Below are 21093 nucleotides of genomic sequence, written 5' to 3'. Positions count from 1 at the left end.
GGTTTTGGTTTCGTTGAGAGGCGAAGGATCAGTGATGGCTGAACGAACTCCGCGCGCGCTTGCGGCGGTGCTGACGGCGAGCGCCCTCGCGCTGGCTGGATGCAGCACGCTTGGCGACGACAACGGGCAGTTGGACGATGAGCACTTCGGGTACCAGGTATCCGGACCGCTGCTGACCACCAACGCGGCGTCGATGCAAGGCGCGTCCACGCAGGCACAGCGGCTTTCGGGCCGCCTGTACCCGGGCGTGTTCGTCCCCGGTCCGGGCGGGGAGATGATCCCCAATACGGACCTGGTCAAGGCACAAGCGTTGCCTGGTGCGCAGCGGCGCGTAAGCTACACGCTTTCCGACGCGGCCGTCTTCTCCGACGGCACCCCGGTAACCTGCGCCGACTACCTGCTCACCTTCACGGCCGGCCAGCTGCCGGAACTCTTCGGCGCGCACCTGCCGCTTTTCGACGACACCGAGTCCCTCCGATGCACCCCCGGAGCCAAGACATTCACCGTGGTCTTTAAAGAAGGTCGCGGGGATCGCTGGCGTGGCCTTTTCGACGCAGGTACAGTGCTGCCTGCTCACGCGGTGGCCAAGAAGGCAGGTATGAGCGAGGAAGAACTCGTCGACGCCCTGCACTCCTTGGATCCGGCACGGATCGCGCCGATTGCCAAGGTGTGGCGCACCGGCTTCGATTTCGCGGAGTTCGACCCTGAGCTGCAGGTCTCTTTCGGCCCCTACGTGATTGAGAGTTTCGGCGAGCAGGGTGAGGTGAATCTGGTCGCCAACGAGCACTACTACGGCGACCAACCGCAGGTCGAACGCCTTGTGGTGTGGCCCGGCTCTGCCGATAGTGCGCAGCTCTACGAGCACGACGCGCTCAAGGTCGCGGACTTAGACGAGCCGGACCCCGAGTGGTTCGACGTGAACGCGGAGAACAACAGAATCGATCTGACCACTGTGCACGGCGAGCTCACCGAGGTGCTCACGTTCCCCGACGTCGGCCCGTGGGCCGAGCCGGCACAGCGCAAGGCACTGTCGCGGTGTCTCGATCCACGCGCGGTAGCGCAGGCCTCCGGCGAGCTCGCTGGGGTAGAGGTGCCGGTTGCCCCGGTGCACGTGCTGCAGCAGGACGACCCGCTCTATGGGCGCGTGATCGACGTTGCCACTCCGAACCTGGACGTGGACATCGCGGCGGCATCTCGCATCTCCGGCGCGGAGGTCCGCGTGGCGTACCCCTATCCCAACGCGCGGCATGCGGCGATGGTGGAGTCCATGCGGCGCACCTGCGAACCAGCCGGGATCACGATTATCGACGTGACCGAGTCCGGCAAGACGCTCGCGGACCTGCCGCACGCTACCCTCGATGACCAGGGGAACCCTGGCTATTCCGAGGGCAACATTGACGTGTTGCTGCGACCGGTTGACCCGATGAAGGAATACCCGGCAGCTGACAATAGGGCGGCCAACGTAGGTGCCCTGCGTGCGCAGGAGAAGGCGCTGTGGGAGCAGCTGCCTTCGCTACCGCTGGCCACCCAGCCGCGCACGTTTGCTGTGCACCGTGGCGTGGCCAACGTGGTGCCGTACGCGGGCATGAACGGTATCAGTTGGAACATGGACCGCTGGCGTATGTTGGCTAAGGACGATATTCCGCCCGCACCTGATCAAGGGTGACGCGAAGTGCTCGCCCTGCTACTGCACTGACGAAGATTCTCAAGCAAAGGTTTCGCTGACATGGCTACACACCCCACCCAGTACTCTTCCGCGCAGGAGGCTTTGGCGCATAAAGTGCGCCGCGTGCCCGATTTCCCATCTGAGGGCGTGCTCTTCGAGGACCTCACGCCCGTGCTCGCCGACCCGGCGGCGCTCCACGCGGTCATCCGCGAGATGGCCGAGGCCAGCCAAGACCTCGGCGCGGACCTGATCGGCGGGCTGGACGCGCGCGGATTCCTCCTGGGCTCCGCAGTGGCCTTCGACATGGGCCTGGGAATTCTTGCGATCCGCAAGAAGGGCAAGCTGCCGCCGCCAGTCATTACACAGGAGTACGAGACCGAGTACAGCACCGCCGCTCTGCAGATCCCCGCTGACGGTGTGGATCTGGCGGGCAAGAAGGTCGTGCTTGTCGACGACGTCTTGGCCACCGGCGGCACCCTGGTTGCCGCCACGAATCTCATCGAGCACGCCGGGGGCGAGGTCGTGGGTTACGTGGTGGTGCTTGAGGTAGAGGGCCTGGGCGGCCGGGAGAAGTTGGCTGGTGCGCCACTTGTCGTGCTTGATGACGGGCACCGGGTCAACGGCTAGTATCGTTGCAATAAGTTCCCATCCGCTCTTTGATGGAGGATTGCGTTGACGCACGAGAAAACACCCAAGCGATCGGGGCAGACCGTGCGCAGCGTGTCGGCACGCCTTGCACGTTCACTCACGGGCGGCGGTAAACCGAAGATTAACCCGGTGCTGGACCCGTTGCTGTCTATCCACCGGCAGTACCACCCGAAGGCGAAAGTCGAACTGCTCAACCGTGCCTACGAGACGGCGGAGCGCCTGCACGAGGGCGTAATGCGCAAGTCGGGGGACCCCTACATCACCCACCCGCTGGCCGTGGCCACGATCTGCGCCGAGATCGGCATGGACACCACGACCGTGGTGGCTGCCCTGTTGCACGACACCGTCGAGGACACCGACTACTCGCTTGAGGAACTCACCAACGACTTCGGGCCTGAAGTCGCCCGGCTTGTCGACGGGGTGACCAAACTGGACAAGGTGGAGATGGGCCACGCTGCGGAAGCCGAGACCATCCGCAAGATGATCGTGGCGATGGCGAAGGATCCCCGCGTCCTGGTGATCAAGGTCGGGGACCGCCTGCACAACATGCGCACGATGCGTTTCTTGCCGCCGGAGAAGCAGGCGAAGAAGGCACGCGAGACGCTCGAGGTCATTGCCCCGCTGGCGCACCGGTTGGGCATGGCGTCGGTGAAGTGGGAGCTGGAAGACCTCGCCTTCGCTATCTTGTACCCGAAGAAGTACGAGGAGATCGTGCGCCTTGTCGCCGACCGCGCGCCCTCGCGCGACCGGGCGCTGAAAGAGCTGACCGAGGAAATCCAGGCGGAGCTGAAATCCAACGGCATTGAGGCCGAGGTGATGGGGCGGCCGAAGCACTACTGGTCGATTTACCAGAAGATGGTGGTGCGCGGCCACGAGTTCAACGAGATCTTCGACCTGGTGGGCATCCGCGTGCTGGTGGATAACGTCCACGACTGCTACGCGGCTGTCGGCGTGGTCCACTCGCTGTACTCGGCGATGCCGGGGCGCTTCAAGGACTACATCTCCAACCCGCGCTTCGGCGTGTACCAGTCGCTGCACACTACGGTGATGACGGACACGGGCCGCCCGCTCGAGGTGCAGGTGCGCACCCACGATATGCACTACAACGCCGAGTTCGGCGTCGCGGCGCACTGGCGCTACAAGGAGACGAAGGGCTCGCACAAGGGCAACCAGAACGAGGTCGACGAGATGGCGTGGATGCGCCAGCTGCTCGACTGGCAGAAGGAGGCCGCCGACCCGGACGAGTTCTTGGACTCGCTGCGCTACGACCTGACCAGCCAGCAGATCTTCGCCTTTACCCCCAAAGGCGACGTAATCAACCTGCCGGCGGGCTCGACTCCGGTGGATTTTGCCTACTCCGTGCACACTGAGGTAGGCCACCGCTGCATCGGTGCCAAGGTCAACGGCAAGCTGGTGGCGCTGGAGTCGGAGCTGAAGTCCGGCGACCGGGTGGAGATCTTCACCTCGAAGGACCAAAACGCCGGGCCCTCGCGCGATTGGCAGGACTTTGTGGTCTCCCCGCGGGCGAAGGCGAAGATCCGGCAGTGGTTTGCCAAGGAGCGCCGCGAGGAGCACTTAGAGGCCGGCCGCGACGCGCTTGCGGCGGAGGTGCAGCGCGGCGGTTTGCCGATGCACCGCCTGTTTACCTCGCAGTCGATGCGCCAAGTCGCGCAGCGCCTGCACTACCCGGACGTGGATGCGTTGTACACCGCGATCGGCGCGGGGCATGTGTCCGCGCAGCACGTGAGCAAGATGCTGGTGGATCTTTTCGGGAACGAGGAGGACGCCGTCGATGCGCTCACGGACCGCGCGCCAATGTCCGAGTTGGTACGCCGGGAGTCCCGTTCGTCCACGAGCGGCGTGCTGGTCCAGGGCAGCCCCGACGTGATGGCCAAGCTGGCAAAGTGCTGCCAGCCGGTGCCCGGGGACGAGATCTTCGGCTTTGTCACCCGCGGCGGGGGAGTCTCAGTGCACCGCACTGACTGCACCAATGCGGCCAAGCTGGGCGAGGAGCCCGAGCGGCTTATCGACGTTGCGTGGGCCGACAGCACCAACGCCGGCGGTGCCTCCCTGGCGACCCTGCAAGCCGAGGCGCTCGATCGCCACGGCCTGCTCGCGGAGCTGACCGGCGTGCTCACGGAGCAGAACCTTCCCATCTTGGCGCTGTCCTCGCAGGCTTCCGATGACCGGATTGCCAACGTGCGCTTCACCATCGAGGTTTCCGATACGAAGCAGCTCGGTGCGCTGATGAACCAGCTGCGCAATGTGGAGGGTGTGTTCGACATCTACCGCGTGACGTCGTAAAGCAAGCACCGGGCCTTGAAGTGAACTGCACATGAATTTTTGGCGACGGTGAGCTTGAATGCCGAGGAAAGTTCGTAAACATCGCCGAGGTTGCGCTGCGAGGTGACTGATTTCGGGCTAGAAAACACATAAAGACCCCGACATCGATCAAACAGAGGAGCTTTTCGTGTTTTCTTACCGTCGCCTCGGTGCCCTGGTGGCTGCCACCACGTCTACCGCACTCGTCGTCACCGCGGTGCCTGCACTCGCCGCGGAAGATGAGAAGGTGCAGATCAACGTTGCCAACTTCACGGACTTCCACGGCCGCCTTGAGGCTGGCCTGAGCAAGGACCGCGAGACCGGCAAGCTCGTCCCGAAGGTGGGCGATGAGATGGGTGCGGCGAACATTGCCGGCATCATCAACTACCTGCGTGCCGAGAACGAGAACCAGCTGGTGACCACCTCGGGTGACAACCAGGGTGGCTCCGCGTTCGTTTCCGCGATCTCGGACGACGAGTACACGATGGAGTTCCTTAACGCCATCGGTACGGACGCTTCTGCTGTGGGTAACCACGAGTTTGATAAGGGTTACGACGACCTGGTCGACCGTATTGTCCCGGGCACCAAGGGCGTCCAGCTCGGCGCGAACATTTACAAGGAAGACGGCTCCCGCGAGATTGACCCGTACCGCATCGTCGAGGTCGAGGGCGTGAAGGTCGCATTGGTGGGCACTACCTCGAACCTGACGAAGAGCAAGTCCAGCCCGGACCACGTCAAGGGCTTGAACATCACCGACTCTTCTGAGGAAGTGAACAAGGAGGCCAAGAAGCTCAAGGATGAGGGCAAGGCTGACGTGGTCATCGCCCTGATCCACGACCCGGTCGATACGGGCGCTCCCAAGCTGGATCCGGAGTACGTGGACTTCATGTTCGGCGGCGACAGCCACGTAAACGTGGTCGACACCGAGGCGGAGGTGCCGAACGCGCAGTCCTGGGAGTACGGCAAGGTCGTCTCTGACCTGGGCTTTACCTACAACAAGACCACCGGAGAGATCGAGGATCTCAAGGTGGACCAGTACAACGCCGAGACCTTGATCGAGCTCGATATCGCGCCGGATGCCGAGGTGGAGAAGCTCGTGGAGAAGGCTCGGGAGAAAGCCGGCGAACTGGGCCAGCAGGTCGTTGCGACGGTCGAAGAGACTTACCTGCGCGGCTCCAACCCGGGCGCGAAGACTGGGTCCAACCGCGGTACCGAGTCCACCGCGAACAACATGCTCGCCCAGTCCGCACTGGTGGCGTTGAACGCGTCACTGGAAGAGAAGATCGACCTGGGCATCATGAACGCCGGCGGCGTACGCGCTGACCTGCCCGCGGGCGAGGTGACCTACCAGCAGGCCTTCGAGGTGCAGCCCTTCGGCAACGACATCTCTGTGGCCACCCTGTCTGGCAAGGCAATCAAGCAGGCGCTGGAGAACCAGTGGCAGACAGAGGAGGACGCGGTAAAGTCGGGCCGTCCGCGCCTGGATATGGGCCTGTCCGACAACGTGTCTTACACCTACAACCCGGAGGCCGCCCGCGGTGAGCGCATCACCTCGATCACCATTGACGGCGCACCGCTGGAGGACGACAAGGACTACCGCGTTGCGGCGTCCTCCTTCCTCCTGGGTGGCGGCGACGGGTTCATTGATCCGGCCGAGGTCCGCGACGAGCTCAATGTCGGCTACAACGACCTCAACGCTTTCGTGGATTACCTCAAGACCGATGGAATCGGCGTGCGCAAGGGCCAGAAGGACGTCGGCGTGGTGCTGCCCGCCGAAGGCCTGAAGGCCGGCACCAAGGCTACGATCAAGCTCAGCTCGTTGAACTACTCCTCGGAGGGTGAGCCGATAGCAAAGCAGGCAACCGTGAAGCTCGGCGAGACGACAGCCACCGCAGATATCGACGCGACCACGACCGAGGCGGACAACGGCCTGGGCGAGCAGGGCCGCGCGGAGGTCACCCTGGATATCCCGGCCGAGCTCAGCGGCGAGCAGACCCTGACTGTCACCACCGATGCTGGTACCGAGGTCACCCTGCCGGTGACTGTCGCAGAGGCGGATGCACAGGAGCCGGGCGAGACCCCGCAGGAGGGCAGCTCCGCTGACACCGGCACGATCTTCGGTGCGATCGCTGGTGTGCTCGCGCTGCTCGGCCTGCTGAGCATCGTCTTCGCTGGTCCGATCGACCAGGTGCTTGGCCCGATCGCGAAGCTGAGCTAACGCACTTAAAGCGCAGCCGCGCTGTAATAGTGCGATAGCAACGCGCGACCGGCCCTAAAGCCTTAGTGGCTTGGGGCCGGTTTTCTTTATGCCCGGTGTCTGGCAGTGGGGCAGGCATGCAAAAAGCCCGGCCGGGGCCGGGCTTTCAAGCGTGTGTTCGCTGCTTAGCGCTTACGGGCGCATGTACTTGTCCAGGAATGCGAACAGGGTACCGAGCGCGCCGATGACCGCGGTGAAGACAGCGATCCAGTCGCGGATCTCAGCCGGGGACATGTCCTTGACGGAGGAGCCGTCCTTCTTGTTCTTGTTGTTGTCGTTCTGGACGGTCGGCTTGGCCGGGTTCGGCTTCTTGGTCGCAGTGGTGGTCGGCTTGGTGGTCTTCTTATCGGCCGGCTTCGACGTGGTAGTCGTCGGAGCGGTGGTGGTGGTGGTTTCCTGTGCCTGGACAGCGACGGCACCGGTGGACATGACAGCTGCTGCGGTTGCAGCAGCGACGAGACCCTTACGGAACTGCATCTGATTCCCTATCTTTCGGAGAGGTTCGATTTGACGTTGACTACCTTAGCCAGACGCCAAGAGATACGCAACAGTTTTGTCTGCGTTTTCGGAGGATTTCCGATATTTGAGGTGAACTTTGAATGAACAGGTCAGGCAGGCCTTTGCAGGAAGTTAGAGCTTCCCGAAAGGTGTCTGGACAAGTGTACAAAGGTAACGTAGTGAAGTGTTGGTGATACTTGAAAGTATCGTCTCGGCTACTTTACGGTAGCGCTCTTGATCTTCACTTCCTCCGCTGGTGCACCATCGGTGGCGCCGCCTTCAACGCCCTGCTCGGCGATCTTGTCCAGAGTCTCGAGACCAGCGTCATCAATCTGGCCAAAGTAGGTGTACAGCGGGGGCAGGACGGAGTCGCCGTAGTTCAAGAAGAACTGGGAACCATTGGTGCCAACGCCCGCGTGAGCCATCGCAATGGTGCCGCGGTCGTAACGCTTGGGACCGTTCTGTAGCGCCATTGCGCGGTACTGTTCCTTCTCTTCCTCGGAGACGCCCTCTGGGATTTGCAGGTCAGCGTCGTCAACCTGCTCGAGCGCTTCGTCGGTGGGGAACTCGTTCGCAAACTGGAAGCCCGGGCCGCCAGAGCCAGAGCCGGTGGGGTCACCGCACTGGAGGACCTTCAGCCCGTCGCCGGTGGTGAGGCGGTGGCACACGGAGTCGTCGAAGTACTTCTCCTCAGTCAGGTGCTCGATGGCGTTGACCGTGCAGGGGGCGACGCTGCGATCAAGCTCCATCCCGATCGGGCCCGCGCTGGTATCCAGCTCGATGTTCACCTTGCCCTCAGTGGAGATGTCCTCTTCCTTCGGCTTCGAGGCGGCCTCGCCTTGATCTGCCTGCGGGCTGTCGTTGTACGAGCAGCTCACCGTGGCCGGCAGGGCAGTGGCGCGCGCAGTGCCGACTGCCTCGTACTGCGACGCGTCGAAGGTCTCCTCGGCCTCAGTAGTTTCCGAGGTTTCTTCCTCTGCGGCGGTGACTTCTTCGTCGTCGTTCTGCGTCGAGGCGAAGTAGATCGCACCACCGATGCCTACGATTACCACCGCGGAAAGTGCTGCGACCGTCAACGGCTTGGACTTCTCTTTGCGGTCGCGCGAATCCAGCTCGCGCTTGAGGTGGCGCAACGCGTCCTCGCCGCGCTTCGCGTTGTCAGTGGTGGGCGTGTTGGATGCGCTGCTGTCTGCAGCGCCCGAGTTCTCAGCCATGATGTGCTTCCTCGTCCTAGTTGTGAGTATTCAGCGCGCCCGCAGCGCACCATGAAAATTCCGGTTGTTAACACTAGCAGTGTGGAAGCGTGGACCCTTGCGCAGTACAGCGAGCGTCCATAGAATCGCGGCCATGGCTACCGTGACTTTTCAAGGCAATGACACTACTACTTCCGGGGAGCTGCCCGCCGTGGGCGAAGCGCTGCCCAACAGCACGCTTGTCGCAGGCGATTTGAGCGAGAAGTCGCTCGCAGACTACGCGGGCAAGCGCCTCGTGCTAAACATCTTCCCGTCCCTGGACACCGGCGTGTGCGCGACCTCGGTGCGTAAGTTCAACGAGCTCGCTGCTTCCCTCGACAACACTGAGGTGCTCTGCATCTCTAAGGACCTGCCGTTCGCGCAGCAGCGTTTCTGCGCGGCAGAGGGCATCGAAAGCGTCGAGGCGCTCTCCGCGTTCCGTTCTTCCTTTGCCAAGGACTTCGGCGTTGAGCTGGAAGGTTCCCCGCTGGAGGGCCTGACTGCCCGCGCCGTGGTCGTCACGGATGCGGACCACAAGGTCATCCACACCGAGCTCGTCTCCGAGATTACCAACGAGCCCGACTACCAGGCTGCAGAAGACGCGCTGAAGTAAGCGCCGCCCCCTTTCCCAGGGGCACCCATGGCCGCCGCGCCGTGGGTGCCCCTTTTCCTTTGCCCGCCTACGATGTGGCTATGAAGCTTTCCGGTTTTGCTGCAGGCCCTTACCAGACCAACTGCTTCGTCGTGTGCGGCGAGCACTCGGACGAGGCGGTCATCATCGACCCGGGCATGGGCGCGTACGAGCACGTGATGCGCATCGTCGAGCAGGCAGGCGCGACCCCTGCTGCGGTGCTGCTCACCCACGGCCACCTCGACCACACCCGCGATGCGGCCCGCTTCGACGTGCCCGTCTACATCCACCCGGAGGACGAGTTCATGCTTGAGGGAGGCAAGGGCTTGCCGGAAAACTCCCGCACGCTTTTCGACGCCGGGTCGATGGAGCTGCCCAAAGAGGTCCGCCCGCTTGACGACGGCACCACGCTCTCTTTCGCCGACACCACCTTCACCGTCCGTCACGCCCCGGGCCATTCGCCGGGCAGCGTGCTGCTGCTCACCGAGTACGAAGGGCAGGCCGGACCCGTGTTCTCCGGCGACGTGCTCTTCCGCGGCTCGATTGGCCGCACCGATTTCGCCAACTCCGACCCGGAGGCGATGCGGGAAACGCTGCGTGGCCCGGTCTGGGACTTGGACGACGAGTTGGCGGTCCTGCCCGGGCACGGGCCGACCACCACGATGGGACAGGAGCGGGCGAGTAACCCATTTCTCCTGCAGGCCAACCCAGACCGCTAGACTGAGCAGTCGTGAGTGAATCGAAGAAGTCCGCAAAGTTCCAGCCGCTGTCGGCCCCGAAGGGCCTGCCGGATTACGTCCCGCCGCAGTCCGCGACCTTCCTGCGCGTCCGTGATGAGTTTGCCCGGCAGGCGCATCTCGCCGGCTACCAACACATCGAGCTGCCGGTGTTCGAGGACACCACCTTGTTCGCCCGCGGCGTCGGCGAGTCCACCGACGTGGTGAGCAAGGAGATGTACACCTTCACCGACCGTGGCGATCGCTCGGTCACCCTGCGACCCGAGGGCACCGCGGGTGTGATGCGCGCGGTGATCCAGCACAACCTGGACCGCGGCTACCTGCCGGTCAAGCTGAACTACTACGGCCCCTTCTTCCGCTACGAGCGGCCGCAGGCCGGGCGCTACCGCCAGCTCCAGCAGGTGGGCGTGGAGGCCATTGGCGTGGACGACCCGCTGCTGGACGCCGAGGTCATCGCGCTCGCGGACCGTTGCTTCCGTGCCATTGGTCTGCGCGGCTACCGCCTGGAGCTCAATAGCCTGGGCGATGCGCAGTGCCGCCTGGACTACCGCGAGAAGCTGCAGGACTTCCTCTTCGCCCTGCCGCTGGACGAGGAGACCCGCGCCCGCGCCGAGATCAACCCGCTGCGCGTCCTCGACGACAAGCGCGCCGAGGTCCGCGAGATGACCGCGGACGCGCCCCTGATGGTTGACCACCTCTGCGAGGATTGCCGCGCCCACTTCGAGACGGTGCGCACCACCCTCGACGCAATGGGCGTCGAGTATGTGCTCAACCCGCGCATGGTGCGTGGCCTGGACTACTACACCAAGACCTGCTTCGAGTTCGTCCACGACGGCCTCGGTGCACAGTCCGGCATTGGCGGCGGAGGCCGCTACGACGGGCTGATGGCGCAGATCGGCGGTCAGGACCTCTCCGGCATTGGTTTCGGCCTCGGCGTCGACCGCGCCCTACTCGCCCTCGAGGCAGAAGGAGTCACCCTCGAGGGCGTCGAGCGCAGGGTCGATGTCTTCGGCGTCGCAATCGGCGAGGCGGCGCAGGCGCGCATGGCCCTGCTTATCGACGAGCTCCGCGCCGCAGGACTCAGCGCCGACATGGCCTACGGCGGCCGCGGGCTCAAGGGCGCGATGAAGGGGGCCGACCGCGCCGGCGCGAAATACGCTCTCGTGCTGGGCGACCGCGAGCTTGAAAGCGGCGAAGTCGCTGTCAAGGACCTTGCCGCGCACACCCAGGAAACAGTCGAACTGTCGTCCGCGGCGGTGCTGGAGCAGCTGCGCTAGTCGGCTCTAGCACTCGGTGATGTTGACTGGCAGGCCGAGCTGGATTGCCAGTCCACCCATCGAGGTCTCCTTGTACTTGGTCATCATGTCGCGGCCCGTTGCCGCCATGGTTTCTACGACGTCGTCGAGGGTGACGATGTTCGTGCCGTCGCCAAGCTTGGCCAGGCGGGCCGCGTTGATCGCCTTGACACCGCCGATGGCGTTGCGCTCGATGCACGGCACCTGGACGAGCCCGCCGACCGGGTCGCAAGTCAGCCCGAGGTTGTGCTCCAGGGCGATCTCCGCCGCGTTTTCTACCTGTGCGGGCGTGCCACCGAGGACGGCGCACATGCCTGCCGCAGCCATGGAGGAGGCTGAGCCCACTTCGCCCTGGCAACCCACCTCGGCACCGGAGATCGACGCGTTGGTCTTGATGATGATGCCGATGGCACCCGCGGTGAGCAGGAAGTCACGCGCCTGCTCCAGGCCGAAGGCACCTTCGGTGAAGTCGCGGCAGTAGTGCATGACCGCTGGGATGATCCCGGCTGCGCCGTTGGTCGGGGCGGTAACCACCTGGCCGTGCGCGGCGTTCTCCTCGTTCACCGCGAGCGCGTAAAGGTTCACCCACTCCATGGCGTCGAGCCCGCGGGCCGTGGACTCCTCGTACTCTGCGGTAAGCAGCCGGTGCAGGCGATTCGCGCGGCGCTTCACCCCGAGGCCGCCGGGGAGCACGCCTTCGGTTTTCAGCCCGTGGGCGACGCACTCCTGCATCACGTCCCACACCGCGTCGAGGTGGGCGTCGAGACGCTCGCGGCCGTGGAGGTGCTCCTCGTTGGCGCGCATCAGCTGGGCGATGGAAAGCCCGGTTTCCTCGCACAGCGCCACGAGCGTCTTCGCGTCTTCGAACTCGTAGGGCAGTGGTTCGCTCTCGCGCACCGTAGCCACGCCCGCCTCGTTTTCGTGCGCTTCCATGCCGGCACGGTCCAGGATGAACCCGCCGCCCACCGAGTAGTACTCCGAGCGGGAGGCGATGCGGTTACCGTCGGTGTCCCAAGCGTCGAAAATCAGGCAATTTGGGTGCTTCGACACCGGGGTGGGGTTGAACTGCACCTCGTATTCCACTGTGCCCGCCGGGCCGCTAATCGTGCCCGTAGTGGGGATCGGTTCGCCGGGCTTTGGCGAAATATCCGCTGAGGTGGTGGTCGGGGTGTAGCCAACCAGGCCCAAAAGGGCTGCGCGGTCCGTCCCGTGGCCCACGCCGGTGGCGGCAAGAGATCCACGCAACTCGATGCGCACGGAGGCAGGCAGTTGACCGAGTGCCTCGATAAACGCAAGGGAAGCGCGCATCGGGCCGACAGTATGCGAGGATGACGGGCCAATACCAATGCTGAAAAGGTCTACGACACTGACTGTGCTGTGGGGCATGCGCGCGATAATACAGACCTTCGAGTCTGCAATGCAGCGGGCCTAGCCCTGCCCGCCCGTCTGCCGGCCGAGCAGCTGCCCAAGCGGCACGAACTCGTCGAGGTCAGTGCCGGAGCGGCGCGGCCGGGGCTTCGCCGACTTGTCGAGCGAGCCGGCCAGGCCGGAGACAGCGCCAGAGGTTGTAACCAGCAGTTCTGCTAGCTCGCGGGCAGCGCGGTCCACGCGCCGCGTAAATGCCGCGCCTTCGTCGTTGCCAAAGTCCTCAGTCGCTGCGAACAGTGAGGTTGGCACCACGTTTGCTCGCAGGTAGGTAAACAGCGGGCGCAGCGCGTACTCGGTGACAAGGCTGTGGCGCTGCGAACCAGCCGTAGCCGCGATGATGGTGGGCATGGCGTTGAGGGAGTCGGTATGCAGGGCGTCGAAAAGCATCTTGAACAGACCGCTGTAGCTGCCCTGAAACACCGGGGTGACGGCCACGAGGCCATCCGCGCTGGAGATGTCGCGCTTGAGTGTTTCAAGCGCGGGCGAGTCCATCCCGGTGAGCATGAGCTGGGTGAGATCCTGCGCGTACTCGCGGACCTCCACCGTGCGGACCTTAAGGTCCTCGCCGCGCGCGGTGACCTGGGCGCGTACCGCGGCTGCGATCTGATCGGCCACATGCCGCGTGGTCGAGGGAGTGGATAGCCCAGCACTGACGACCATCAACTGCTTCATAGTGCTCCTTTACTGTTGACTACTCAGCAGGAGCAACGCGGAAGTGCGGTAAATCCTTCCCTTCCCGCTTGGCCTGGGTAAGCGAGGCAAACGATGGGGGATCGCTCGGCACATGCGCGGGGCGGCGCTTCTCCATGCGACGGCGCAGCTCAGGCACGACCTCGCGACCGAGCAGCTCGACCTGGCGCAGGGCCACCTCGAGGGGGAGCCCGGCGTGGTCGATGAGGAAAAGCTGGCGTTGGTAGTCGCCAACCCAATCGGCAAACTGCATCGTGCGCTCAATGACCATCTCTGCAGTTCCCACCGTCAGCGGCGTGTGCGCCGTGTACTCTTCCAAGCTCGGCCCGTGGCCGTAGACGGGAGCGTTGTCGAAATAGGGACGGAACTCACGCACGGCCTGGGCCTCGGTATCGGCGATGTAGGTCTGGCCGCCTAGCCCCACGATGGCCTGGTCGGCGTCGCCGTGCCCGTAGGCCGCGAAGCGGTTGCGATACAGCCCCACCATTTTCGCGGTGTGCTCCTTGTTCCAGAAGATGTTGTTGTGGAAGAAGCCGTCGCCGTAGTACGCCGCCTGCTCCGCGATCTGCGGGGACCGGATCGAACCGTGCCACACGAACGGGGCTACGCCCTCCAGCGGAAACGGCGTGGTAGTAAATCCCTGCAGTGGTGTGCGGAAGCGGCCCTGCCAGGTGACATTGCGCTCGCGCCACAGTCGGCGCAGCAGGTGGTAGTTTTCTACCGCCAAGTCGATGCCATCGCGGATGTTCTTGCCAAACCACGGGTACACCGGACCGGTATTGCCGCGCCCCAACATCAGATCCATGCGCCCGTCCACCAGGTTTTGCAAGAAGGAGTAGTCCTCGGCAATGCGCACCGGGTCCGTTGTGGTGATCAGCGTGGTCGCGGTCGACAGCACGATGTTTGTGGTCTGCGCGCCAATGTAGGCCAAGTGCGTCGTCGGCGCGGAAGGTACAAATGGCGGGTTGTGGTGCTGGCCGGTGGCGAAGACGTCCAAGCCAACCTCTTCCGCCTTCAGCGCGAGCTGCGTCATCGCATCAATGCGCTGCTTTTCCGTCGGTGTTTCACCGGTCGTGGGGTCAGTGGTGACATCGCCAATAGTGAAGATGCCAAACTGCATGTTTATTTCTGCCTTTCTTGCAACGTCGTGGCCACTTAGCTAGCTGCGAGCAGGGCCGGAATCTCCGTCGCGACGAGCACCGCGAAGGGCTGCTGGCGCGGGTTGCCGTTCTCTGTGATGATGGCCATCCGCGGCAGCGCGCCGGACTCCAGCGGGGTAGTCAGGGCATCCATAGCGGCAGCGGCAGTCACGTCGCGTGGCAGGAAAACCGGCTGGTCGTGGCGTCCGGACAATTCGAGCACCTCGTTGACCGTGGCACTGCGCAGCCGGGTGTCTTCCTCGACCTCGCGCGCCACCCAGCGGGCCAGCGCGTTGGTGGTGAGCAAACCGACGCACACGCCGTCGTCGTAGATAGGGAACTGCTTGTGGCCGGTCTCGCGCAGTGCGCGCAGCGGCTCGAGCACATCGTCGTCAGGGGAGAAGGTGAGCACCTTCTCCGGTTGGATGACGTCGAGAGCAAGCGCCGGGCGTAGCAACGCCTCGCGCAGCTGCTCAATTTCCGCAACCGTTTCGGGCAGCGGCTCCGCGATCGGGCGCAGGTCACGGTACTCGCCATGGGAGATCGCGTTGCGCAGCTCGGCAAACTCGATGAGCGTGTCCGCCTGGTCCCTGGTGATGAGCTTCTTCTTCGCCGCCAAGTTGGTCATCCACTTGAAGGAGTCGGACTTCTTCGCGTTCAACTCATCGCGGAGAAACCCCTCGATGGCGTTAAACGCCGCCATAAAAGGCACCGCCCGATTCGGCGCGGGGGTAGGGGAATTGGTGTCCTGCGGGTCCTTCGTGGCGCTATCCATGCCCAATAGCGTAGTTAGCCCTCGGTGTAGACGCCGCGGTTGAGCGTGTCGCATGCGGCCATCTGGCCGGTGGTGTAGCCGGACATGAACGCCTCGCTGCGCTGCTCGGAGGAACCGTGCGTCCACGCATCCGGGTCGACGTCGCCGCCGGACTTGCGCTGAATGTTATCGTCGCCAATCGCCTGCGCCGTCTGGATCGCCTGGTTGAGCTGCTCTTCCGTGATCGGCTCGAGCGCCGCATCCGGACCTTCGGAGGCATGCTTGGCCCAGATGCCGGCGTAGCAGTCGGCCTGCAGCTCAATTGCCACGGCGGCTGAGTCCTCGCCGGGATTCTTGTAGTCGCTCAATCCCAGGGTGCCCTCGAGCTGCTGGATGTGGTGGCCCATCTCGTGCGCGGTGACGTACTCCTGGGACAACGCGCCGTCGGAACCACCCAGCTGACCGAGCTGCTCGAAGAAGGACACGTCGAGGTAGGCAGTGGTGTCGCGCGGGCAGTAGAACGGTCCTGTGTCTGCCGTGGCGTAGCCGCAACCGGTGCTCACATCGCCGCGGAACAGCGTGATGCCTGCGGGTTCGTATTCGAGGTTGGCCTGGCTCGGCAGGACCTCGGACCAGACCTGGTCGACGGAGCGCGCCACGGCTTCGGCGCGGCAGTCGTCGTATTCGTTCGCGGCACCTGGAGCGTCACAATGGCTCAAGTCGTAATCGCCCTGGCTCTGTGTGTCAGACTGCGATCCCGAGCCGCCGAGAAGACCATCGAGTCCGCCATTGAGGAAGAAGACGAGCGCAAGTAGGAGAATAGTGCTCAGCCCGCCGCCGCCGACGGCAATGGGGATACCCATGCCACCGCCGCGCCGGCCTGATCCGGAGCTAGTCTGAGCACGCCTGCCCTGGCCCTGGCCAAAATCGTTCTTAAACGTCATGCTGCAAATCTTGCCAAAAATCCGAGGCGAGCGCCGCATCGGTGTGCGTCAGAGGGGTGCTTCGGCGCGATGGTCCGGCAACGGGTAAAGTGCTTGGGGTTAAAGTATTGCCCTCACGTGGAAGGACGTGGAAGAGACCGTGCTGCGCACTCACCTTGCGGGTGATCTCCGCAAAGACCTCGATGGACAGACCGTAACCCTGACCGGTTGGGTGGGGCGTCGCCGCGACCACGGCGGCGTCATCTTCATCGACCTGCGCGACCGCTCCGGCCTGGCGCAGGTCGTATTCCGCGAGTCTGAGGTGGCCGAGGCCGCGCACGACCTGCGCAGCGAGTACGTCATCCAGGTCACCGGTGTGGTCGAGCCGCGCCCGGCCGGTTCCGAGAACTCGAACTTGGCATCGGGCGAGATCGAGGTCAACGTCTCCGAGCTCAACGTGCTCAACACGTCCGCCGCACTTCCGTTCCAGATTGAGGATGCCTCCTCAACGGAGGTCGGTGAGGAGACCCGCCTGAAGTACCGTTACTTGGACCTGCGCCGTGAGCGCCAGGCGGAAGCGCTGCGACTGCGCGCGAAGGCGAACCAGGCCGCGCGCCGCGTGCTTGACGAGCACGACTTTACTGAAATCGAGACGCCGACGCTGACACGTTCCACCCCGGAGGGTGCGCGCGACTTCCTCGTGCCGGCGCGTCTGCGCCCGGGCAGCTGGTACGCACTGCCGCAGTCCCCGCAGCTGTTCAAGCAGCTGCTCATGGTTGCCGGTATGGAGCGCTACTACCAGATCGCGCGCTGCTACCGCGACGAGGACTTCCGCGCTGACCGCCAGCCGGAGTTCACCCAGCTGGACGTCGAGGCCAGCTTCGTGGATCAGGACGACGTGATCGAGCTCGCCGAGCAGATCCTGGTGGAGCTGTGGAAGCTCATCGGCTACGAGATCTCCACGCCGATCCCGCGTATGACCTACAAGGATGCGATGGAGAAGTACGGTTCGGACAAGCCGGACCTGCGCTTTGACATCCAGCTGACCGACTGCACCGAGTTCTTCAAGGACACCACCTTCCGCGTGTTCAACGCGGAGTACGTCGGTGCTGTCGTCATGGACGGTGGCGCATCCCAGCCCCGTCGCCAGCTTGATGCGTGGCAGGAGTGGGCCAAGCAGCGCGGCGCGAAGGGCCTGGCCTACATCCTCGTGCAGGAGGACGGCACCCTGGCAGGCCCGGTGGCAAAGAACATCACCGACGAGGAGAAGGCGGGCATTGCCGACCACGTCGGCGCGAAGCCGGGCGATTGTATCTTCTTCGCCGCCGGTGAGACGAAGGCTTCCCGCGCGCTGCTCGGCGCTGCCCGCGGCGAGATCGCCAAGAAGCTGGACCTGATCAAGGACGGCGACTGGGCGTTTACCTGGGTGGTTGACGCGCCGCTGTTCGAGCCTGCCGCGGACGCGACCGCCTCTGGCGACGTCGCGCTGGGTCACTCGAAGTGGACCGCTGTGCACCACGCTTTCACCTCGCCGAAGCCGGAGTACCTGGATACCTTTGACAAGGAGCCGGGCGAGGCACTGGCGTACGCCTACGACATCGTGTGCAACGGCAACGAGATCGGCGGCGGCTCGATCCGTATTCACCAGCGCGACGTGCAGGAGCGCGTCTTTGACGTGATGGGTATTACGGAGGAAGAGGCACGCGAGAAGTTCGGCTTCCTGCTGGACGCTTTCGCTTTCGGTGCCCCGCCGCACGGCGGTATCGCCTTCGGTTGGGACCGCATCGTTTCCCTGCTGGGTGGCTTCGAGTCCATCCGTGACGTCATTGCCTTCCCGAAGTCCGGTGGCGGCGTCGACCCGCTCACGGATGCGCCAGCCCCGATTACCAAGGAGCAGCGCAAGGAGACCGGCGTCGACTTCAAGCCGAAGGCTGACGCGGCGAAGAACGCCGCGAAGGATGCGGAAGGCACAGACAAGTAACGCCTTGCGCCCGCGTCATCTTTCGGCCCCGGGGTCTCGCGTCTCAGCGTCACCTCGGGGCTGACGCATGCGACAGCATGCCGCCACATGGCGCAGTGTGTCAGACTTAGAGCACACCGGTAGCGCGTAGCTCGTAACCCAGAAGAACCCAAAAAGGACGAAACCCACAAGGAGGGGTTCGGTTGGACCAGGAGACGATTATCGCCCAGGCGGAGGAAATCCTCACCCGCCGCTACGGGGGTGCGCAGAAGCTGAGCGGGGTGGATGCGCTGAGCGGCTCCGGCTTCGCCCACGTCCTCCGTGCGCGTGTGGCCACCAACCCTTTCCTGCAGCACCGGACGGTGGTGGTGAAATACTCCCCGGAGACGGGTAACGCGGTCGAGGACGCGGCTTTCTTGCGTGAGGTGGTGGCCTACCAGTTCACTACGTCGTTAAGCGAAGAAGCCCGGCCGGGCCCGGTGCTGCTTGGCTACGACGTGGATCAGCGCATCATGATCATCAGCGATTCCGGTGAGGGGGACACGCTCGCCACGCTGCTGGATCACGCGGATGCGGAGAGCCACGTGCAGATCCTGCGCAACTTGGGCACGGCGCTCGGTCGAATGCACGCCGGGTCGGCGGGCCGTGAGCACGCCTTCGACGTGCTTTTTGCCCGTGCGACGAATAATCGTTCCGGGGCGGAGACCATTCAGCGGCTGCGGGAGCGCCTCCTGGCGCACCGGATCCGCTTCGGCCTAGAGATGCTGGAGGCAAGCGGGATCGACGTGCCGGGCGAGGTGGCGATCACTGCGGCGAACGTGCAATCGCGCCTGTTCAAGGGCGGCTCTCGCGCGTTTACCCCCTTCGATCTGTCCCCGGACAACATCATCTACGCCGACCGCACGCAGTTCCTTGACTACGAGTGGGCCGGTTTCCGGGATGTTTCCTTTGACGTAGCGTTCGTCGTTGCAGGCTTTCCCCTGTACATCTCCGAGTGGGACTACAACGAGGAGGCCGTCGACGCGTTTATCGATGCCTGGTTGCACGAGATCCGCGACACCTGGCCCGCCTTCCAGCACGAGGACACCCTGCAGGCCCGCATCACCGGGGCGATGGTCAGTTGGGCCCTGTCGAGCCTGTCAGTCATGGGACAGTTCTCCCTAGAGGAGCTGGCCGCACGCGACGAAGCGCTGGCCGAGGAGCTTGCTGCAGCGGGGATCGACGTCACTGATCAGGTAGCCGATGGCCAGTCGTCGTCTACACCGCAGGGCGCTGGTCCGGGCATCCTGCGTCCGCAGAGCCAGGGGCCGTTCACCCACGAGGAGGAGCTTGTGCGCCGCGACTTTGAGGAGACCTTTGACGCGCTCGCCGCCTATGCGGGCACGGGCCGGGACACTGCCTACCTAGTCATCGCGGAGTTTGCGCGGAGCGTAGCGGCGCGTTTTAAGTAGCGCTGCGAAAACTCAAGCGCTTTCGGGCAAAACGCTTCGACAAAGGAGGAGGTGCGAAAACGTGGCGCAGGAAGACCTTTTCGGCGGTGGTCTCGGCGGTGGTCTCGGCGGGGACGAGGCAGAAACACCGGGCGCGGGGCGTCGCGGCGCAAGCTTCTTCCACGCTGGAGCGACGGCACCGCTGGCCGCGCGGATGCGACCGCGGAGCTTGGACGAGATCGCGGGCCAGACCCACCTGCTGTCAGAGGGCAAACCGCTGCGCAGGCTGGTTGAAGGGTCGGGAGCGGCATCCGTGATCCTCTACGGCCCACCGGGGACGGGCAAGACCACGATCGCGTCGCTGATTGCGCAGACGATGGAGCAGAACTTCGTCGGGCTTTCCGCGCTGTCCTCCGGGGTCAAAGAGGTCCGCCAGGTCATTGACCAGGCGCGGCGCGACCTCATCCGCGGCGAGAAGACAGTGCTGTTTATCGACGAGGTACACCGCTTCTCCAAAACACAGCAGGACGCACTGCTTGCCGCGGTGGAAAATCGCACGGTGCTGCTGGTTGCGGCGACGACGGAGAACCCGTCGTTTAGCGTGGTGGCCCCGCTGTTGTCGCGCTCGCTGTTGCTCAAGCTGGAGTCGCTGTCGCGGGAAGAGCTGACCAAGGTCATCGACAACGCGGTGACGGCCGAGCGCGGTCTCGCCGGCACCGTCGAACTTGACGAGGAAGCCCGCGAGCAGCTGGTCACGCTCGCCGGCGGCGACGCGCGCCGCGCACTGACTTACCTCGAGGCCGCAGCCGAGGCGGTGCCCCAAGGTGGGCGGATCACCGTCGACACCCTGCGCGAGAACGTCAATCGTGCGGTGGTGCGCTACGACCGTGACGGGGACCAGCACTACGACGTGATCTCCGCGTTTATCAAGTCCATCCGCGGCTCGGACGTGGACGCGGCACTGCACTACCTGGCGCGCATGATCGAGGCCGGCGAAGACCCCCGCTTTATCGCCCGCCGCCTGGTCATCCACGCCTCCGAGGACATCGGGATGGCGGACCCTTCCGCGCTGCAGATCGCCACCGCTGCGGCGAACGCGGTGCAGCTCATCGGCATGCCGGAGGGCCGCCTCCCGCTCGCGCAAGCCACCATCCACCTCGCCACCGCACCGAAGTCAGCGTCGGTGATCCAGTCGATCTCGAAGGCCCAGGCGGATGTGGCCCAGGGCAAGATCGGTGCCGTGCCGCCGCATTTGCGCGACGGCCACTACGAGGGGGCCAAGGCGATGGGCAACGCGGTGGGCTATCAGTATCCGCACGACGATCCGCGCGGCGTGCTCGCACAGCAGTATCTGCCGGATGAGCTGGTGGGCACGGAGTACTACGAGCCCACAGATCACGGCGCGGAGAAGCGGATCAAGGATTTTCTCGGCCGTCTGCGAGGCATTCTGCGAGGCAAGGGCTAGCGCGCTTATCGACGCGCA

General features: G+C 64.4%; 17 protein-coding genes. 10 read left to right on the top strand and 7 right to left on the bottom strand.

Annotated elements, in window-relative coordinates; all coding sequences use genetic code 11:
* The first annotated feature begins 34 nt into the window (after nucleotides 1-34).
* The 4 genes from CIMIT_RS06825 (at nucleotide 35) to CIMIT_RS06810 (ending at nucleotide 6854) form a co-directional block, all read left to right on the top strand.
* Nucleotides 35-1666 (top strand): ABC transporter substrate-binding protein, encoded by a 1632-nt coding sequence (locus tag CIMIT_RS06825; RefSeq protein WP_038590884.1) that lies wholly within the window; start codon nucleotides 35-37, stop codon nucleotides 1664-1666.
* 60 nt (nucleotides 1667-1726) lie between these two features.
* Nucleotides 1727-2293 (top strand): adenine phosphoribosyltransferase, encoded by a 567-nt coding sequence (locus CIMIT_RS06820; RefSeq protein WP_038590882.1) that lies wholly within the window; start codon nucleotides 1727-1729, stop codon nucleotides 2291-2293.
* Between the two features lie 45 nt (nucleotides 2294-2338).
* A complete protein-coding gene (locus CIMIT_RS06815) occupies nucleotides 2339-4618 on the top strand; it encodes a RelA/SpoT family protein (RefSeq protein ID WP_038590880.1) in 2280 nt (759 codons plus the stop codon).
* Between the two features lie 166 nt (nucleotides 4619-4784).
* Nucleotides 4785-6854 (top strand): bifunctional metallophosphatase/5'-nucleotidase, encoded by a 2070-nt coding sequence (locus tag CIMIT_RS06810; protein ID WP_038590878.1) that lies wholly within the window; start codon nucleotides 4785-4787, stop codon nucleotides 6852-6854.
* A gap of 171 nt (nucleotides 6855-7025) precedes the next feature.
* Here CIMIT_RS06810 and CIMIT_RS06805 read toward each other — a convergent pair whose 3' ends face one another.
* Together CIMIT_RS06805 and CIMIT_RS06800 are read right to left on the bottom strand one after the other, a co-directional pair.
* Nucleotides 7026-7370 (bottom strand): hypothetical protein, encoded by a 345-nt coding sequence (locus tag CIMIT_RS06805; RefSeq protein WP_038590876.1) that lies wholly within the window; start codon nucleotides 7368-7370, stop codon nucleotides 7026-7028.
* A gap of 236 nt (nucleotides 7371-7606) precedes the next feature.
* Nucleotides 7607-8605 (bottom strand): peptidylprolyl isomerase, encoded by a 999-nt coding sequence (locus tag CIMIT_RS06800; protein WP_051904861.1) that lies wholly within the window; start codon nucleotides 8603-8605, stop codon nucleotides 7607-7609.
* Nucleotides 8606-8738: 133 nt separating this feature from the next.
* Here CIMIT_RS06800 and tpx point away from each other — a divergent pair, with 133 nt between their 5' ends.
* The 3 genes from tpx (at nucleotide 8739) to hisS (ending at nucleotide 11268) form a co-directional block, all read left to right on the top strand.
* Nucleotides 8739-9236, top strand: a complete 498-nt coding sequence (gene tpx / locus CIMIT_RS06795) for a thiol peroxidase (protein ID WP_038590873.1) — start codon at nucleotides 8739-8741, stop codon at nucleotides 9234-9236.
* Between the two features lie 80 nt (nucleotides 9237-9316).
* Nucleotides 9317-9973 carry an MBL fold metallo-hydrolase gene (locus CIMIT_RS06790; protein WP_038590871.1) on the top strand — a complete coding sequence of 219 codons (657 nt, stop codon included), beginning with the start codon at nucleotides 9317-9319 and terminating at the stop codon, nucleotides 9971-9973.
* Nucleotides 9974-9984: 11 nt separating this feature from the next.
* Nucleotides 9985-11268 carry a histidine--tRNA ligase gene (gene hisS, locus CIMIT_RS06785; RefSeq protein ID WP_038590869.1) on the top strand — a complete coding sequence of 428 codons (1284 nt, stop codon included), beginning with the start codon at nucleotides 9985-9987 and terminating at the stop codon, nucleotides 11266-11268.
* A 6-nt stretch (nucleotides 11269-11274) separates the two neighbouring features.
* Here hisS and CIMIT_RS06780 read toward each other — a convergent pair whose 3' ends face one another.
* From CIMIT_RS06780 to ypfJ, 5 genes are read right to left on the bottom strand one after another with little or no spacing between them, the layout of a single operon-like run.
* Nucleotides 11275-12672, bottom strand: coding sequence for an L-serine ammonia-lyase (locus tag CIMIT_RS06780; protein WP_038590867.1), 1398 nt, complete (start codon nucleotides 12670-12672; stop codon nucleotides 11275-11277).
* Between the two features lie 42 nt (nucleotides 12673-12714).
* Entirely contained in the window at nucleotides 12715-13386 is a 672-nt protein-coding gene (locus tag CIMIT_RS06775; protein WP_038590865.1) for an FMN reductase, read from the bottom strand.
* A gap of 19 nt (nucleotides 13387-13405) precedes the next feature.
* On the bottom strand, nucleotides 13406-14524 hold the full coding sequence (locus tag CIMIT_RS06770; protein WP_038590863.1) for a CE1758 family FMN-dependent luciferase-like monooxygenase: 1119 nt from the start codon (nucleotides 14522-14524) through the stop codon (nucleotides 13406-13408).
* Nucleotides 14525-14559: 35 nt separating this feature from the next.
* Nucleotides 14560-15318 (bottom strand): CBS domain-containing protein, encoded by a 759-nt coding sequence (locus CIMIT_RS06765; protein ID WP_051904860.1) that lies wholly within the window; start codon nucleotides 15316-15318, stop codon nucleotides 14560-14562.
* A gap of 14 nt (nucleotides 15319-15332) precedes the next feature.
* The gene (gene ypfJ / locus CIMIT_RS06760; RefSeq protein WP_084674294.1) at nucleotides 15333-16241 is read right to left on the bottom strand and encodes a KPN_02809 family neutral zinc metallopeptidase; all 909 of its coding nucleotides are present in this window, start codon (nucleotides 16239-16241) and stop codon (nucleotides 15333-15335) included.
* A 139-nt stretch (nucleotides 16242-16380) separates the two neighbouring features.
* On the opposite strand from ypfJ, the gene aspS reads away from it, so the two are divergent.
* The 3 genes from aspS to CIMIT_RS06745 all read left to right on the top strand — a co-directional run bounded on the left by aspS (nucleotide 16381) and on the right by CIMIT_RS06745 (nucleotide 21075).
* A complete protein-coding gene (gene aspS / locus CIMIT_RS06755) occupies nucleotides 16381-18201 on the top strand; it encodes an aspartate--tRNA ligase (protein WP_038594363.1) in 1821 nt (606 codons plus the stop codon).
* A 182-nt stretch (nucleotides 18202-18383) separates the two neighbouring features.
* Nucleotides 18384-19631, top strand: a complete 1248-nt coding sequence (locus tag CIMIT_RS06750) for a protein kinase family protein (RefSeq protein WP_038590861.1) — start codon at nucleotides 18384-18386, stop codon at nucleotides 19629-19631.
* 61 nt (nucleotides 19632-19692) lie between these two features.
* Nucleotides 19693-21075, top strand: a complete 1383-nt coding sequence (locus CIMIT_RS06745) for a replication-associated recombination protein A (RefSeq protein WP_038590859.1) — start codon at nucleotides 19693-19695, stop codon at nucleotides 21073-21075.
* Nucleotides 21076-21093 lie beyond the last annotated feature (18 nt).

This window comes from Corynebacterium imitans (genome assembly GCF_000739455.1).
In the GTDB taxonomy this organism is placed as follows: Bacteria; Actinomycetota; Actinomycetes; order Mycobacteriales; family Mycobacteriaceae; genus Corynebacterium; species Corynebacterium imitans.
This window is presented reverse-complemented; position numbering and strand designations above follow the sequence as displayed.

What these genes read in the sequence shown, in the direction of transcription:
- CIMIT_RS06825 (WP_038590884.1), top strand. Translation starts at nt 35, where the DNA reads ATGGCTGAACGAACTCCGCGCGCGCTTGCGGCGGTGCTGACGGCGAGC.
- CIMIT_RS06820 (WP_038590882.1), top strand. Translation starts at nt 1,727, where the DNA reads ATGGCTACACACCCCACCCAGTACTCTTCCGCGCAGGAGGCTTTGGCG.
- CIMIT_RS06805 (WP_038590876.1), bottom strand. Translation starts at nt 7,370, where the DNA reads ATGCAGTTCCGTAAGGGTCTCGTCGCTGCTGCAACCGCAGCAGCTGTC.
- CIMIT_RS06800 (WP_051904861.1), bottom strand. Translation starts at nt 8,605, where the DNA reads ATGGCTGAGAACTCGGGCGCTGCAGACAGCAGCGCATCCAACACGCCC.
- tpx (WP_038590873.1), top strand. Translation starts at nt 8,739, where the DNA reads ATGGCTACCGTGACTTTTCAAGGCAATGACACTACTACTTCCGGGGAG.
- CIMIT_RS06790 (WP_038590871.1), top strand. Translation starts at nt 9,317, where the DNA reads ATGAAGCTTTCCGGTTTTGCTGCAGGCCCTTACCAGACCAACTGCTTC.
- CIMIT_RS06780 (WP_038590867.1), bottom strand. Translation starts at nt 12,672, where the DNA reads ATGCCCCACAGCACAGTCAGTGTCGTAGACCTTTTCAGCATTGGTATT.
- CIMIT_RS06775 (WP_038590865.1), bottom strand. Translation starts at nt 13,386, where the DNA reads ATGAAGCAGTTGATGGTCGTCAGTGCTGGGCTATCCACTCCCTCGACC.
- CIMIT_RS06770 (WP_038590863.1), bottom strand. Translation starts at nt 14,524, where the DNA reads ATGCAGTTTGGCATCTTCACTATTGGCGATGTCACCACTGACCCCACG.
- CIMIT_RS06765 (WP_051904860.1), bottom strand. Translation starts at nt 15,318, where the DNA reads ATGGATAGCGCCACGAAGGACCCGCAGGACACCAATTCCCCTACCCCC.
- ypfJ (WP_084674294.1), bottom strand. Translation starts at nt 16,241, where the DNA reads ATGACGTTTAAGAACGATTTTGGCCAGGGCCAGGGCAGGCGTGCTCAG.